Source organism: Streptomyces sp. CB02366, from assembly GCF_001905905.1.
GTDB lineage: Bacteria > Actinomycetota > Actinomycetes > Streptomycetales > Streptomycetaceae > Streptomyces.
This window is the reverse complement of the sequence record NZ_LIVT01000015.1, coordinates 78781-94856: the sequence shown is the minus strand read 5'-3', so window position 1 is coordinate 94856 and position 16076 is coordinate 78781. Positions and strand designations below refer to the sequence as shown.

6 protein-coding genes and 1 pseudogene are annotated in these 16076 nt (G+C 63.5%); 2 read left to right on the top strand and 5 right to left on the bottom strand.

The features are described from left to right. Nucleotides 1-227: tectonin domain-containing protein (locus AMK24_RS34015; RefSeq protein ID WP_338012709.1), on the top strand; the 227-nt coding region annotated here is incomplete at its 5' end. A 321-nt stretch (nucleotides 228-548) separates the two neighbouring features. Further along, nucleotides 549-1109, top strand: a pseudogene (locus AMK24_RS28575) (ATP-binding protein); the annotation flags it as partial. A gap of 955 nt (nucleotides 1110-2064) precedes the next feature. On the opposite strand, the gene drmC reads toward AMK24_RS28575, so the two are convergent. From drmC to drmD, 5 genes are read right to left on the bottom strand one after another with little or no spacing between them, the layout of a single operon-like run. Continuing rightward, nucleotides 2065-2799 carry a DISARM system phospholipase D-like protein DrmC gene (drmC, locus tag AMK24_RS35485; protein WP_073771788.1) on the bottom strand — a complete coding sequence of 245 codons (735 nt, stop codon included), beginning with the start codon at nucleotides 2797-2799 and terminating at the stop codon, nucleotides 2065-2067. Next, nucleotides 2796-4664, bottom strand: coding sequence for a DUF1998 domain-containing protein (drmB, locus tag AMK24_RS28560; RefSeq protein ID WP_079190669.1), 1869 nt, complete (start codon nucleotides 4662-4664; stop codon nucleotides 2796-2798). The genes drmC and drmB overlap by 4 nt, the downstream gene beginning before the upstream one ends. Next, nucleotides 4661-8293 (bottom strand): DISARM system helicase DrmA, encoded by a 3633-nt coding sequence (drmA, locus tag AMK24_RS28555; RefSeq protein ID WP_143203739.1) that lies wholly within the window; start codon nucleotides 8291-8293, stop codon nucleotides 4661-4663. The genes drmB and drmA overlap by 4 nt, the downstream gene beginning before the upstream one ends. Nucleotides 8294-8345: 52 nt before the next feature. Further along, nucleotides 8346-12500, bottom strand: coding sequence for an Eco57I restriction-modification methylase domain-containing protein (locus tag AMK24_RS28550; RefSeq protein WP_073771786.1), 4155 nt, complete (start codon nucleotides 12498-12500; stop codon nucleotides 8346-8348). Beyond that, entirely contained in the window at nucleotides 12500-15661 is a 3162-nt protein-coding gene (drmD, locus tag AMK24_RS28545; protein ID WP_073771785.1) for a DISARM system SNF2-like helicase DrmD, read from the bottom strand. Before drmD ends, AMK24_RS28550 begins: the two co-directional genes overlap by 1 nt. Nucleotides 15662-16076: the final 415 nt, after the last annotated feature.

The window sequence follows — 16076 nt, the reverse complement described above, 5'->3', positions numbered from 1 at the left end:
GGGTGAACGCAGCCAGCTCGATCTACCGGTACACCAACTACGACGCCAACCCCTGGCTCCACATCCCGGGAGGCCTCAGCGACATCGGGGCGGCCTCCGACGGCACGACCTGGGGAGTCAACGGCGGCAACCAGATCTACCGGTACGTCGGCGACAGCGACGGCGCGAACCCCTGGAAGGGCATCACCGGCAGCCCAGTCCCTCGCAACCATCAAAGTGAGGCGTAGTCGACACAGTTGAAGGGGAGGAGCTAACGAGCCCTGAGCGAGTGCCATTTGGTCACGGTGCTGTGTGTCAGCAGTACAAGCCCGGTGACCCGTCAGTTGGCGCTGAGAGCACAAACCACGCACGGCACGGCCACGCCCGCATTGCGCCTCCAGGCGGTTGTCCAATGCCAGGCCGGATCGGCGTGGGTGGCCCCCTTCGTTCGGTCAGACTCCGGCGAGTCGGTTGGAGAGGCCGAGGGCGTCGGCATCGCCTATCCGAGAGCGTCCAGGAGATCGAGCACCAGCCCCCGCACCGCGGCCGGGAGCGACCCAGTGGAAAGATTCCCTGCGGGCAAGACCTTCGGCGACTGGGACGAGCAGGCATCCTCCATACCCCGCGCCACCCAGGACTCCATCAAAACCCTTGAATGGGTCCAACGCAGGGAGAATCTCTGCGTGGTCGGGCCCTCGGGGACCGGGAAAAGCCACTGGTGCGAGGCCCTCGGGCAGGCCGCCGTCGAGGCCGGGTTGGCCGTCGCCTGGTTCTCCATCGAAGACCTCGGCGCCCTCGTCCGCCGCCACCGGGCCGACGATTCCATCGCCAAGGCCCTGACCCAGGTGATCCGCTCCGACCTGATCATCGTCGACGACATCGGCCTGTTGCCCGTCAGCCCCGACGCCGCCGAGGGCTTCTACCGCCTGGTCGATGCCGCCTACGAACGACGCGCGCTCGCGGTCAGCAGCAACCTCCACCCGTCAGGATTCGACGAGATCATGCCGAAGACGCTGGCCACCGCGACCGTCGACCGGCTCATGCACCACGCTCACATCGTTGTCACCCAGGGTGACAGTTTCCGGCTCACCCAGGCCACCTCCGGACAGGGAGTCAAGCCCTTCAGCTGATCACAGCACTCACCACGGCGGGGAGATTAACTGGCCGCCGTTGGGGAGATCTCGCAGGCCGCCAGTGGGGCGAAACCCTGGCCGCCTACGGGGAGCACTTCAAGGCCATTGACAAGAGGTGCTCACGGTTAGATGGATCCTTTCGTTGAGCTGCGGATTTCCCGACATCCATACGTTGGGATGGGCATGCCGAGGTGCTTAGCCGTTCGCCCAGGAGTGGCGTCTGCCGTGGGCGACTCGGAGCTGCCGGTAGGCGATACGAGACCGGGGGATGGTCAGCCCACCGCGGTCGTCCTACCTGGGTTGGGGTGACGGGCCGCAGGCGAGAGAAGGGAGGCAGCGCTGGCCGACACGAGCAGACACTGGCACGGCGCCGGGTTGGAGCGCAAGATCCGCGCGGCCGGGCGGCCCTGGACCGTGGGCGACATCGCCATGCTCGCCGAAGGCCGACGCGTGGAGCTGACGATCGAGGAGCCGGTTCGCGGCTGGGCCCTCGAGCCGAAGACGGCCACCGCGGCGAGAACCAGCGTCAATCATTCAACGCCGGGGCCCCGTTGTGAGCGCTGGCGGGCCCGAGGACAGCCGCCGGTTCAGGCACGCCACCGAGCGCGTCCCGCGTCTGTCCGGAGCGGGCGACAGCGGGCTCGCTAAGCGGAATGTGTGCGGGGCGGGCCGACAGCTGGTGAGTTCTCCTGGCGTCATGCTTTCAGGATCTTGCCGAACGCTGTCCTGTCGCCTCACAGGTCTACTCGTCACTGTGAGACCAGGCGCCCGAGCAAGCTAGACCGTGCCTCGTCCCGGCATCTGGCTCCGCCCGCCGATACGATGTGCGCCCACTCGGCACTCGTGCCCTTCTCGCGTCCTCGATCACTGCGAACTAACAATCGAGGTCGGGATCCATTTTCTCCAAAATCGGGCCCACCTGATGTGGATTGTGGTCCGCTAATTCGTCTCGTCAACAGCGAATCAAGTCACCTTGTTCATGAAGGGCTGCAAGGTGAGCACGGATGGCCCTCGGATGCGGGCCACCTCGCAGGAGTATGCCGCACTCGAGATTGGTTTCCATGGCCGCGCCGGTGATGTTGGCGCTGCCGACGAGAGCTGTGGATCTGTCTGTGACAAGGATCTTTGCGTGGAGTGACGTGTAACGAGCTGAGCGCCGGACCGCTGGCCATGCCAGGCGAGTTACATCCAGGTGGGGAAAGGGGATGCCGCGAAAGCTGTAGGAGGGGTTATCCATGTTGCGTTCCAGCAAGAGTGTAATTTCAACGCCGCGCCCTGCCGCTGACTTGAGCGCAGTGGTGATTCTTGGCTCAGTGTGCGCGGCATAGCTAACGAGCCAAATTTCTTGTCGAGCCTCGTCGATGAGAGTGGTGATGCTGTGTGCTGTCAGTCGACTGGATGTGATCCGCGTGTGGGGCCCCGTCCAAACGACGTCGACGACCTGAGCCTTGTGCGCACTATCGGCTGTGGCTGCGGAAGCGAGAGCCCCTGCGAGGTAGTCAGCGGAGCGATGAGCAAGGCAAGCAATGAGTTGACTGCATGCGCGCCGGATTATGTTCGAGGACGCCTGGGCTCGCAGGTCCCTCAGCCCAGCGATGCCTCCGCCTGCGGCAACTGAGAGTGCATACAGGTCCTGACTGGGGAGTTCACGTGCGAGGGCCTGCACTGTGCTGATCGGATCGGTCATCGGGGAAAGGCCAATCCGTCATTGGTCAGGTCGACGAGGACAGCGCGGTCAAGCCAGCGGTTGTTTACCTCGCAGGTCGTCTCTGATGCGAAGAGACAGGCGTGGCAGGCTGCGGCATGCAGGGCAGCGGAGGGGTCCTCTGGAACGTGTTCGGCGCAGAGCGGATCGGAGGAACAGTAGGCTGCATCCTCGAATGCCTGATCGAGGAGCCGCTGAAGATAGCGCTTCTCACCGAGCGAGACCAGGCCGCCAAGGGTGCCCTCGCTGTCGCTTGCGGAGGTGGACAGCAGGATTCCGGCCGCGGGGTTGTTGGGTGCGCCGAGGTAGAGCCGCTCTCTGATGGATGCTGAGGAGTATCCACACTCGAGAGCTACCTGACGAATTAGCAGATGGCTGAGGGTGTGGAGTAGCAGGAATCGGGCAACGGGAAAGGCCGGGTCCGCAGGCAAGGATCGGTTAAAAAGCCACTGATCGTACGCACGCCGCAGACGGATGATGCGGTCATTCTGTTCTGCCTGTCGCGCCCAACTGCGCACAGCGTCCTCGCGGAGCTCGAGAAAGATGCCCTCGCCGCGGCGGTCCGCCGCCGGCACCCACTTCGGCTTGCCGCGAGTGAGGGGAACGCGCTGGATTGGATCCAGATCCTGGCGGCCTGGAGCCGAGATGCGCGTGAACCCGAGCAGCGCGCTCGTCTCCCGCAGCCGCGGGACGAGGACGACCTGGTGGAGCAGCTTGTCATATCCCGAGGGCTTCGGAGTCGGCACCGCGCGGAAGTCGTCGTCCTGCTTCTCGGTGGTGGGATGGGACAGAAGGCGCCACTCGGCATCCAGAAGGCTCTCGTCTGGCCGAGCGGTGCTGGGTCCGCCAGAGGAACGGATTTCTTGAATGGCGGTCCACACAACTGAGATATCAGCTTCCCGCAGCTCACGGAGGTCTTCCACCTTACCGATCAGCAGGTCTACGATCTCCGGCGACGGTTGGGCGCTGAGAATCTCCCAGTTCTTCGCGACGAGCTCGGGGACGGACTTTCCGCTGGGCAGGTGCAACGCCGACGCTGACACGGAGAACCAGAGGTTCGAGGCGCCGAGCACCATAAGACGCAGGTTCTTGCCGCAGGGACTGAACTGCTGAAGGTGTGGATGCCGGCCCCTGCAACGGGGGAGGTTCTCCCAGCCGTCTCGTCCCGAGGCGTCCATGATGTTGCCGCGCTCGTCACATTCGAGACACACGACGGTGACCTGCGGACCCAGGGTGGAGGCCGCATCACGCATAGTCAGACGTGGTCCGTGGCACGGTTTGGTGGCGTTTCGGTGTACGAAGGGGACGAACGGGAAGTCGTCGATGTGCCCGTCCTCGCAGACCACGACGAAGCGGGCGGGGATGCAGGCGCGGCGTTTGTTGATCGTGGTGCGCCCCTGCTTGTCGCAGTGGCTGTGTACGTACTTGGCCAGATCGGCCCGTTTCCCCCAGCGGTGTACCAGCTCGAACTGGCCGCTCCCACCAAGTGGCCCTAGGCGATGACAGGCTGGGCAGCGCAGCCAGCCAGGAAACGGGGTGACTGGTACTCCTACTCTGGTCCAGGCGTTCTCGGATTCCTTAGCGTCCCAAGGGGCCTTGCGTAGAGCCCGGACTTGCGGCCCCAGCACCCGCTGGACCCTCTCCAGAAGCCGAGGTTCGATGATCTCGGCCTGATAAATGGGGTTCCATGTGTCCAGGCCGCGCACCATGACGCTCATCGCGGGCAGGTCGACGACCGCTCCCACGCCGGCGGTGGTCATGAGGTGGCTGGGGCGAGCCTCACCGATCCGGGTCGCTACGGCCGGCCCCTTGGCACTGGCGGACTTGTTTGTCAGCAGCGGGCTCACGCGTTGCCTCCCTTTCGGTCGTAGTCCCACAGGGGTGCCTCATCGAGACTCGGGTCCTCCTGGTCGAGCTGGAGAACCACCTGTGGTTCGACCTCGCGCATGCTCCGCGGGGCCGACCACAAGTCCCAAGGGCCTGAGTCAGGTTTCTTCAGAAGGCCAGCCAGGTCTGCTCCCTCGTCGTAGCCCAGTCGGCCAGTCTGCAGACGCGACCGTCGCGAGTGCCACCTGTCCAGCCGGTGCTGGACCTCTTTGCGAACCCGGTCAGGGGCGTCCTTGTCATGCGTCACCCGGCCGGCACGATCCGCGACGGCGTCGATGAGAGCCGAAGCAAATGGGCCCGACAACGCGACATCGTGAGCAGCAGGGTTGGGCAGAGCCGCGGTCCCCGAGTGGCGCAGGGCGGTTGCGATGATTGCCGTCAGCCCGCGATCCAGTGCGCGCTCGCTGAACGGTGTGGTCGTCAGCCCTTCGACACGCATCCCGAACGTGGCGTGCTCGTACTCGAAGGTCTCGAAGTGGGCGAGGTCGCGGGGTCGACTCCAGTTGTAAATGGTCAACACCAGCCCCGGGCGGCGCTTATCGCGACCGACACGAGACGTTGCCTGGATGTACTCAGCCGTGTTCTTCGGCTGCCCCGTCACGAGCATCAGACCGAGGCGCTGCACGTCCACACCGACCTGCAGCATGCTGGTCGCCAGCAGGACATCGATTGGGTACGAACGGCGTGATCGCACCTTCTCCTTCGCGGCCTCAGGATCTGCCTTCCGCAGCTCCACCAATGCGTTGATGGCATCGGTGGAGTCGAACTCAGGATCGAAACGACCATCGAGTTGCGCGAGGGAGCCAGCGATTCGGCTGGACGGCATCCGACTGGTCAACTCCGCCACGGTGGGACGTTTGCGCCTGGTCCGGACCCTGCTGCTCCGCAGGCGGTCTGCGATGTCGTCGTCGATCAGTCGGCGCATCCCAGCAAGCTCTTTGGTGGCGGTGAAGTAGTCCACCAAAGTCATGTATGGGTCAGCTGCGAGACCATGACGGTCGAACAAGCACTGAGCGTGCTCCAAAATCGCCGCGGCCACACGGATCTCTACTGCCTTCAGCCTCTCGCCCGGGGCCATGATGCCGCGATAGCGACGCCCTGGTGTGTCTGGGCTCGAGGAAGCGACTCGGGAGAAGAACGTCTCTCCAGCGTCGAGGACCTGAGGAGGGAATACCGCAAGACCTCGCGCGAAGACCTGTTCAACCTGGTCACGGGCACGCCGTACGGTCGCCGTGGAGGCGACGACCACGGGGCGGATTTCGCGCCCGTTCACGACGCGAGTGGCGAGTTTGTCTACGACAGTCTCGTACAACCCGACCATGGAGCCGAGAGCGTCACTGATGAGGTGGAGTTCGTCCTGGATGATCAGATCTGGCGGCCGTGGGCGCACCGCAGGCTGAAGTTCGGCGCGTGGCAGCCCCTGAGCCGCTGGGTGATAACTCCGACAGAAGCTGTCGAAATCCGGGTTGTGCCAACCATGTCGTGCACAGCGCTGCTCAGCGAGGCCGAACAAGGTTGCGGTGGCAGCCGACCAGGGCAGCTGCGCGAACTTGTCTACGGTGGCGATGACGAGGGCTGGAGTGAGCCGGTAGATCTCTTCGTCTACGGTCACCACGGGCAGGCCCTCGTCCGGCGAGTGTCGTGGCGTGAATGGGCACTGTGCCGTGGGGTCAGGGCACGCCAGGATAGTGCGTCGCCGGATCTGGGAAGTGCTAAGGCAGTGCGGGGCGAGGGGCGTTCCGCACCACGGGCAGGCCGCTAGCTGCAAGGGTCCACCGAGTTGGCCATCAGGGTTACGGTTGTCGTCGATCTGCCGCTTGGCTTCCTCAAAGCTATTGGGTGTTACCGACTTGCCAACCCACAGCCCGATGCGGAACGGGACATCGCCCCAACGCGTGTCGCCGGCCGCAATCCGCTCGCGCCGCAGCCACTCGCAGGCGCAGACCAGCGCGGCAGCCCTTTGGAACTGCTGAGCTGTGAGAAGACGGAGGGTGTAGCGCATGAGTACTGCGACGCCATCACCACCGTCCCGGGCCATGCCCCCGTCACCCTGGACGCCCTGAAGCCGGCGGATAGCGAAGGTGTATGCCGTCAAACCCAGATACGCTTCGGTCTTGCCGCCACCGGTGGGGAAGAAGAGCAGCTGAACTTCACCGTCATCGATGCTCCGATGAGCATCTGGGTGGGCAGGGTCGGTCAGCCCAGGTAGACAGAGGAGGAGGAACGCCAGCTGGAATGGACGCCAGCTGCGGTTCTCCGGCCTATTGAGCTTGCGCAGGAGTGTTGCGGTCTTAGCGTCTGGGTCAGCTGCCCGGGCGCGAACCAACTCGCTGCGGACACGCTGTAGTGCCATGGCCTGGTTGGCGAAGCGGAAGGCTTCACGGGCAAGACCGTTGTCATGGAGCAGCTGAATCGCACGCTCCAACCGGTCGGCCATGTCGTGGGCGTCGCGTAGGGCCCGGGTGCCGGACGGTTCGTATAGCCCGACCTCTGCGTCTGTGGCGATCCGCTCTTCCTGGAGCGCGAGCCACTCGCGATAGCCCGTAACGAGCGGGCTAAGCGCGCTAACGAGGCCGTCGCGCGCGAGGTCCTGCTTGCCGAGAGCCTCCATGTCCAGCTCGACACCGGGGAGATCCCGAATGTCGGCGGCCTGGATCAGCGGTACCTCTGCCTCGGGAAAGCAGGTGGTCCTGATCTCGTGCGCCCTCTTCTCCCCAGGACGCACCTTCGCCTCTGCAGAGCACTGTCGCCCGTGGGCGAACTGCCGCCTCTCCCGATAGAGGAGAGCCAGATGGAGCTTCTCGTCGTCGCTAGCGGCAGGCCTAACCCCAAGCTCAGGATCGTTCTGAGCGACGAAGATCGCTGCATGTCCGTCGAGGGCCGTCGCAGTCAACTGGACCTGGTAGAGCCTCGTCTCGTCCTTCGCCGTGGCGGTCTCGGTTTGGGCGTTGATGAGCGAGACATCGACAACCCGCTGCCCCCGCCGGTGCCGGACTGTGTAGCGCAGAAGGACCTGATCCTGATTCGGGTCGGGGATGCGCTGATCCTGGGCTTCCTTGTCGACTGGGATCTCTACGGCCCCGCCCGCAGGATGCCGCACCCAGACCGTCCGCGGGTTGCCGAGATCGGTCTGCTGGTGCTCAGACTTCGATCGCTGATAGCGGCCCCAGGCTGCGCGCACCAGCACGATATCGACATCGTCGGAGACGCGGAACGAGACACCTATGGCCGAGGCCGCCATGCGGCCGGCCCGAGCTACAGCCTCGGAGCCCTCCTCGTCATCGTCCTCATCGTCACCTAGATCATCACGGAGGGCAGGATCATCGAGCAGCGCGAGGCCGTCAGCACTGGAATTCCGAGGCAGCCGCGACCCGGGGGCGGGATCCTGCGCAGGGGCAAGCCGTGGCACCAGTCGACCCAGGAGATACTGCTCGGCAGGGCTGGTACCGGCAAGCAGCTCCTCGTGATCGCCATCCCAGGGGCCGTGTAGATCACGCTCGAGGAATCGTTCCAGGTCGCCTCTGACCTGGAACGACGTCACCTCGGTGGTGCTCTTCCCGCTGACTTGTGTGCCGCTCGATCCACTCACGCATCCGATGCTATGGGATGGGTCTGACAGCCGGCCTGCTTGTTGGCGTCGGTTACTTGGGCTGCGCGTTGAAGCGCTCCTGGTTGAGTGTCCGCAGACGATCGATTACCTCGTACCTGACGTCCCGCTCCATGGTCCAGCGAACACCGATCTTGGTTTCGTGGAAGCCGATTTTGGGGTCAAGATCCGTCCAGCCGTAGGCAGCCAAAACCGCGTGGTCGATCTCCGTGTGCAGGTCTCGCAGAGCGACGACCTCTGGGTCGGCGACTGCGGAGTCGCGAACCCTGTTGTAGGCGGTAGTCATGCCCCAGCCTCGAGAGAGCATCAGTGCTCGGCGGGTCGTGTCCAACTGCTTACCGAGATGCTCCAAGCGGGCCCACTCGACTGGACGTTCGTGAGCGCGAGGGCGGGGCAAGGTCAGAAATACAGCGTTGCTGCTGTACCGAATATCGGTTCGCATGGTGGATGTATACCGCATGACCCAAGCGCTATGTGCACTTGAGGAGAGCAAGGCCAGATGTGCGAAATCATCCAAGGCGAATACTACGCATGCGTGACCAAATACAGGACCAGTCTCCACTCGGGCGGGCATGAGCGTGTTGCCGACCTGCGACATGGCTAGGACGCATTCGAGATTTTCGATCGCTTTGTAAAGATCAACTGCCTGCTCGGCGAACCGCCACCAATTCTCGCGATACTGTTTACGATTGCTCTGATCGCGCTTCGGCTTGACTAGTTGGCGTACCCTTTCGAGCAGCTCTGGGTACTCCTCGGCCTTCTCGAGAGGCCGGTTGTTGAAGTTAATCACGTGGCGGCTTGAGGAGCAGTCTCTTCGCTGGCTCAGGTCCTTACCGATTGTGTAAGGTTGAATTACCTCCGCGTTTCGTGGATTCTTTGTGATTAGATCGTTTCGCTCGTCTTCTGTGAGCGTGAAGCCGATTCCAACAATATTCGACCCCTGGAACGCCAGGTTTTCGTTCTCACGCAGCACGACAGGCCGGCCTGGGATGGTCGTGGGTACTTCGAGATCTGGTCCGATTGCTGGAACCTGTTCGCCGTCGAGCCACAGTGAGGCGCCTCTGCCGGGCTTTTCTCTACTTGCCCAGAACTCCACAATCTGAAGGTTCGCGCTCTTCGTTGGCCACGGGTGGGCGGACACGCCGCGCCAGAGGTGTAGGCTTCTTGTCGCCTGTTCCAGTCCGACCTTGAGGGAGACGTTCTCCGTCACGCTGTTATTGGTCACGAGGCCCAGTTGGCCGCGCCTATTGAGTAGCTTCTCGGCGCGCAAGACGAATCGCGTAGCTAGATCTGCACTGCCGCTTACTCCGTTCCCATCCCACTGTTGAAGCCATTTCAGGTAATCGCCCCCTAGTGGGGCCGAGATCTTCTTCCCTCCCAGGAAAGGAGGATTTCCGACAATTGCATCAAATCCTGGAGAGGCAGTGTCTCCGAAGGCCTCGGGAAAGGCGAGCGGCCAGTGGAGTGGAGTGCGGCTGCTAGTGCCAGCTGGTTGTCCACCGAACAAGTCTGTTTCAGCTTGAGAGCGGAGCGAGGTGCTGTCTTTCTCCGTTGTCGCAAGTGTGAATGCTAGCTGGACGAAGAGGTTATCTCTCTTCTTGCCCGTGACCTGAGCGCCCTTGAGTCCGATGCCAGTCAGAGCGTCAGCGATAACTGACAACGATGACTCGACCTCTCGGGACTGGTCGAGCAGGCGCGCTTTGTGCTCAACATCGCGGATAGTTACAGCTGGTGTCGTGGTGATACGGCGCCTCAAAGTTGCCGCCTTCTGTACCACCGCTCGCCATTCCTCGGAGAAGTCCATGGTGTCTCGCTTCAACCGCCGGCCAGCAGCCGGGTCAATGTGCATGACCTCAAGCTGCGTGAAGCTGGTCAGACCTAGAAGGGAGTCCCCAGCTGTGAAACGGTCGTCGAGGAAGCCAAAGGGGCGCTCGCGATCCATAGTGATCAGCCACATGGAGAGCTTGCCCATGGACACTGCCAGTGGGTTGATGTCCACGCCGTAGAGGCAGCGCTCCGCCACCAGACGGCGGGCCTCCAGCTGGACGGCGTCAACTTCGCTGTCCGAAGCTAGACGATTGCCGTAGCGAGTTTCTGCGGCGAGTAGAGCGTCTCGTCGTCCCTCCAACTCCCAGGCCCGGACCAACTTACCCGCGAGATACCTACACGCGGCCACAAGGAATGCGCCGGAACCCATCGCGATGTCCGCTACGCGTAGCGTGAGGATCTCCGCCGAGGGACGAAGCTCCCAGGCATCCTCGTCACCCGTTTGCAGCGGGCCGGGACGGTGGACCAACGGATCCAGCGCGTGCTTGACGACCTCTTCCGCCAAGCGGCGCGGGGTGTAGTGCGTTCCAGAGGACGCACGTCGCGACGAGCGCGTGACGTAACGGCCTCCCTTCGGGGTGACTGCCGGCCGGCCGCGGTGGTCGAGCCTTATCACTGGCAATAGCGATTCAGAGTGGGCGAAGTCCTGGGTGCCTGATCCGACCACGCGGCCCAGGTCGTCCAGCTGATCACTCGTAACAGCCTTAGCCAGCTCAGTCTGGATCTTCTGAGCCTTCCAAACGCTGTACTCGCTCAACCAGCTGGCGAACTTGGCATCGTCCAACTCGGCGCGCTTGGAAATGGCGTCGGCCAACGGCACTTCACAAGTGAGCTGCTTGACCTCGGCACGCTTGATGCTAGGCCACTTCGCGGGGCGAGCGAGTCCAACCATCGTTTCCTCGGCGGTGCGTACTTCGAGTTCGAGGAGACCCTCGTACACGTAGCCGATCTGCTCGACGTCGAGGGAGCGGAAAGTCAGCTGTCGGGTCGCGCCATCGATCGTCACGAACTGAACGGCCTCAAGCATCTTGAGAACCGTCAAGTCGTCCACCGCAGGGGGCTCCGCGTCCATGTGGCTCGGTGTGGTCCCCTCGGCTGCCGCAGCGCGGCCCTCCAGCCACGGGTAGCGATCCGGGTCGAAGAGCTCTCCACCATAGGCTGGCATCCGCAGATCCTCATGCGCAACGCCTGCGTGAATGGCACGGGTCACCGCAAGCAGCCGGTGCCATGCCGCGGTCCGGTGGGCCAGGGCCTGCTGACCTGCGTACTTTGCGCGTGTACGCAGTTGCTCGACCAGGTAGCCGACGGAGTACCCGCTGGCGTAGAGGTCGTCATCACTAGGGAGCAGACGGCGCTCTTCGGCGAAGAGGAGGAAGACCACACGCATCATTACTGTGACGACACCGGAGTAAAAGTCGTCGTCGCTCACGTCTCGGAGCAGGTCGCCTTCGCTGTCTCGGTCGAGTTGATCAAACCTGGCGACCAGTAGTTCGACTGCGTCCCGTACCTGCCTGCCTAGAGTCTCGGTGACTTCCTCTTGCCGTGACAGGCTGGCGCGCAGGAGGCGAGGGAGAGTCTTGTCGAGTTCCGCGTTCAGGAAGCGGAAGCGACCGAGGAAGTCGACGAAGGCGGCGAAGAGGTCTGGTTCGGCGCTGAACAGCGACGCATCCCAGATGCCGACGCCAGTAGAACCCCCGATCGGCGCCCAGACGACGGCCCACCACCGCCCGTCGGTCGCTACACCGATGGGCACCCTGCGGGCACGCAATAGAGCCGCCAGGCGGTCAACAGGGCTTGAGGCACCGCCTCTTGAATCAAGTGGATGCTGACCCCAAGGCAAAAGAGTGCCGAGCAACTTCCAGGGATTGTTAAGGTCTTCGTCCTCTAGGCCGTCGGCTGCACCAATGCTCTTGGCATCAGCTTCTTCGCCGTCGGCCTCCTCCTCTGCAGTGTCCTCGTCGTCCTCTCCATCCGTATCCTGCTCATCCCTGCCGACTACGTCGGCGCGGAAGGCGAAATCCGGACGGAGTGGGGTTCCAAGACCGGCATGGGCAACGGCGAGAGAGGCCGGAATGCCATCATCGAGGAGAAGGCTGTCCTGCCAGTCCAGGGCGTTGTGCAGCACAGCGTGAACGACATCGCGTCGACTCACGCCACCATCGCTCATCATCTGTTCTACACGAACGCGCATGAGCGCGCGCGTTTCCTTGGGCACCTCTGTCAAGCCATTCGGCAACGCCTCATGGACGACGGGCAAGGCGAGAAAGGGCCCGGAGGTCTGGAGGAGCTCCAGCCAGGCATGCCGGGCGCGGATTTCCTCGGTGACTCCGGTGCTGGCGGACTTCTTTCGACGAGGAGCCATCAGTTTTCCTCCCAGCCCTCGGGCACGCATACGGCCACAGCGAACGGAAACACGAGCTCGCGGAGGCCGGCGTAACGCCGCTCTACCTCAGCTACGTCTCGCCTGCGCTCGCCTGGCAGGCTATCGAGCCGAGCTCTGATCGCTTCAACATCCCGCTCGATCTGATCCTGCTCGACTTGCTGCAACTCATCGATCGACAGTTGGACGAATGCCCGGGATGGTTCGGCGAGCAGTCGCTGCAACGATTCCTCGAGTTGACTGAGCGTGGCGTTCACTCGCTCAACTTCCTTCACTTGGCGATCCGTAAGTGCGGTCTCAAGGTCGGCGAGTCGGGCGCGAGCAGCCTCCCGTACATCCTTAGCGAATCGTTCGGCCAGTGTTGGCCATGCCTCGGTCACGAGGGCGAGAGCTGCCGCTGGCGCCTCCCGGCAGGCGTCGGGAGCGAAGCCGTCTTCGAGCGCACGCCGCAGCCTCGCCTTGATGTCGTCCTCGCGGGGATTCTTCCTGAGCTGGCCGAGGTCTACTGCGCGGGAGCGGCCCGAGGCTGGCACCGCCCGCGCTACGGGCATGATCTCCTCGTGCAGACGGCGGCCGTCTGCACCCACGACGACCAGGCGTGCGTAGGCGACAGCCAACACGTCGTTTATGCCGCAGTCCTCGGGCAGTGTGACGGTCACCGCGGAGACGCGGTGCAGTTTGGAGTGGCCTTGCCACATGGCGGAGCGCAGCAGCCGAGCGCACTGAGACACGAGCGGATGCTCAAGATGTGCGTGGACAGCACTATCGTCACGCCCCTCGAGCAGGGTGCCGTCGAACACCACAGGGCGCCGTACATGGTCCAACGGATCTTCGAGACCAGTGACAGTGCGCTCCCAGCCACGCTTCAGGTCGGGGACCTCCACCTGCCCGCCGGAGAGGTCGACCAGAGGTTGCTGCTCAGCCATCGCCAGTCCGACGTCGACGACGCGTCGTACGTTCACCGGGGATACGTGAAGCCGTCGTTCGCTGAGTGATAGCTGCTTCCGAAGCCGCTGGGTGTGTGCGCGCACATCTTGCTCGGCCTTCAGCATGCTCGCCGACGGTTTCTGCTTTACCTCAAGTGGGTCCACGAGCATCGGGCGACCGAGCAGTTGAGCTTCCACAGCAGCTGCGAGAACTGGGTTGATGCTGCCTAGATCGGCACGCTCTGTGGCGACCTTCACTGCTACTCGGGACAGGAACTCCAGGTCACCCTTGAATGACTTGGCTTCGGCGTTCTCCCAGTCCGTACCAACGAAGTGTGCAACGTCCACGGGGAACCGCTGGCCGTGCCTGTCCACACGTCCGATTCGCTGCTCCAGCCGGTTCGGGTTGAACGGGATGTCGTAGTTGATGATCCGGTGACAGTAGTTCTGCAGGTCGATGCCCTCGCTCGCAGAGTCGGTCGCGAGGAGGATGCGCACGGGCGTCCGGTGCGGCGCTGCCTGAAACGCAAGTTTGACGGCATCCCGACGCTTCGGATCCATGCCGCCATACAGCAGCTCCAGCTTGTCGCCGCCAAGCCCACGCGCGTTGAGGATGTCCGCGAGGTAGGTCTGGGTGTCACGAAATTCCGTGAAAATGATCACTCGGTCGCTCGGATCCGCGGTCAGGACGCGCTGGATCTCGGCGACCAGCGCTTCGGCCTTGCTGTCGGTCTTCTGGCCGTGAACATCCGCCCAAGCGAGCAGCTCCTCGAGTGTGGTGTGGGAGTTGCCCCCAAGGGGACCGGTGCTGTTTGCGATCCGGGTCAGGAGTTCCAACTCACCAACACTGCCAGGCTCGTCGTCCTCGGTCTCCTGGTCCCAGTCGGCTGCCTCGTCGAGCCAGGCCAGGTCGTCGTCGCCGCGGGTTGCGGCCTGGCCGTTGCCTTGAGCTGCAGTTGCGTGACTGCGGAGTGTCAGTGTGAATGCGGCAGGAGACGAGAACAGCCGTCGCTTCAACATCAACGTCACGAGATCATTCGCCTTGACCGCTGTGGCGTTCTCTCCCAGGCGCTCAGTCCGGTACGCCTCAAGGAGCTGCTGGACCTGGATCTCTGCGGGTGAATACGCCACAGGTATGGCGCGATTCGTCCGAGGTTGGAACAGGCCGTTGTCTTCGTCGTCTTTGATCTGATCCTTCAGGCGGCGCACCATCACCTCCTCAAGGGCAGACTCGGTAGGCGTCATGCCACGGGTGAAGCGCTGCGGGTCCAGCATTGCCAGAAGGGCCTGCCAGGAGTTGGAGTACCCGTTATGCGGGGTCGCACTGAGAAACACCCGGTGCTGGCTGTGCTCGCTGACCCGCTTGACGGCTTCCGTCTGCTTGCTGTCGACCGCGTATCCCTTGCCGCGTTGCGGCGCCGGCGGCGCGCAGTGGTGCACCTCGTCGACTACCAGCAGGTCGAAGAATCCCGGGTGCCTTGCCTCCTCTGTGAGGACCTCGTCGAGCAGGCGTCGAACGATGGGGCTCCTCAACCATTGCAGGCTGATGATGAGCCTCGGGAAGACAGAGAACGGGTTCTGGCCCAGACCATGAGTACGGCGTAGGTCCCGCAGAGTCATCGAGTTCAGGACCGTGAAGTCGAGGCCGAAACGCTGCTTCATCTCTTCTTGCCACTTGCCGGTCAGTGACGCAGGGCAGACGACGAGCACGCGACGAGCGCGGTGGCGGAGAAGCATCTCCTGGATGACCAGGCCGGCCTCGATCGTCTTGCCGAGGCCGACGTCATCGGCGACGAGCAGGTTCACTCGCGGCATGGACAGTGCCTTGGCGACCGGGGCGAGCTGGTGTGGATAGACGGTGATCCCGGACCGGAACGGAGCCTGCAGAGTTTCTGTATCAGCACTTGCCACGCTGCCCCACCGAGCAGCATCGAGGAAGGCTCCCAGTCGCTGCGGATCATCCCAGCGCCCGTCCTGAACCTCGGGCAGCTCTTCCGACGAGACCAGCTGACGGCCTGGCTCCATCTCCCAGACGACGGTCAGGCTGTCGCCTACGTCGTCGCCCGAGACGTTGGTCAGAGTCACGAGCGTCCGCCCCGGAAGACGTGTCGCAGCGAGCTCGTCGACTGGCTGACGGCTTTCGTCCACGCGGGCGACGACCCAATGCTCCCCGCGGACCCTTACCAGCTGGCCTGGTGCAACCACCGCATCATTCATGATGGACCAATCTTGCCTGATCCAGCCCCTGCACCGGAGCCGTTCCAGAAGCGTCTCCGCGGATGCCCCAGAAACGCAGAGGGGAGGTTGCTCCCATGCGGTCTGACGTCTCACGACGACACCCCATAGCACGAGTCGCCACCGGACAGCCTGACTGCCCAAGAGCCCGCGATGCGTCGGTCTCGGGTTCAGCGCCGTCGGCGATTCATCAGAGGAAGGGCGGTGTGCCTGCCTCAGCCAACGAGGTTGAGGCGGGCACCCACCAAGCCGTTCGGTGTGCCGCCGAGAGCACGCTGAGGCAGGGACGTCCCAGGGACTTTTCAGGGACTTTCACGTCTGTCCCAGGGCGTTTCCGGGGACTTTCCGCCAAGTAAGCAGGGAAGGCCCTGACAGCGCTGAAAGATACAAATGCACT

Excerpts from the sequence above, each read along its gene's own strand:
- drmC (WP_073771788.1), bottom strand. The coding sequence starts at position 2,799 with ATGACCGATCCGATCAGCACAGTGCAGGCCCTCGCACGTGAACTCCCC.
- AMK24_RS28550 (WP_073771786.1), bottom strand. The coding sequence starts at position 12,500 with ATGGCTCCTCGTCGAAAGAAGTCCGCCAGCACCGGAGTCACCGAGGAA.
- drmD (WP_073771785.1), bottom strand. The coding sequence starts at position 15,661 with ATGAATGATGCGGTGGTTGCACCAGGCCAGCTGGTAAGGGTCCGCGGG.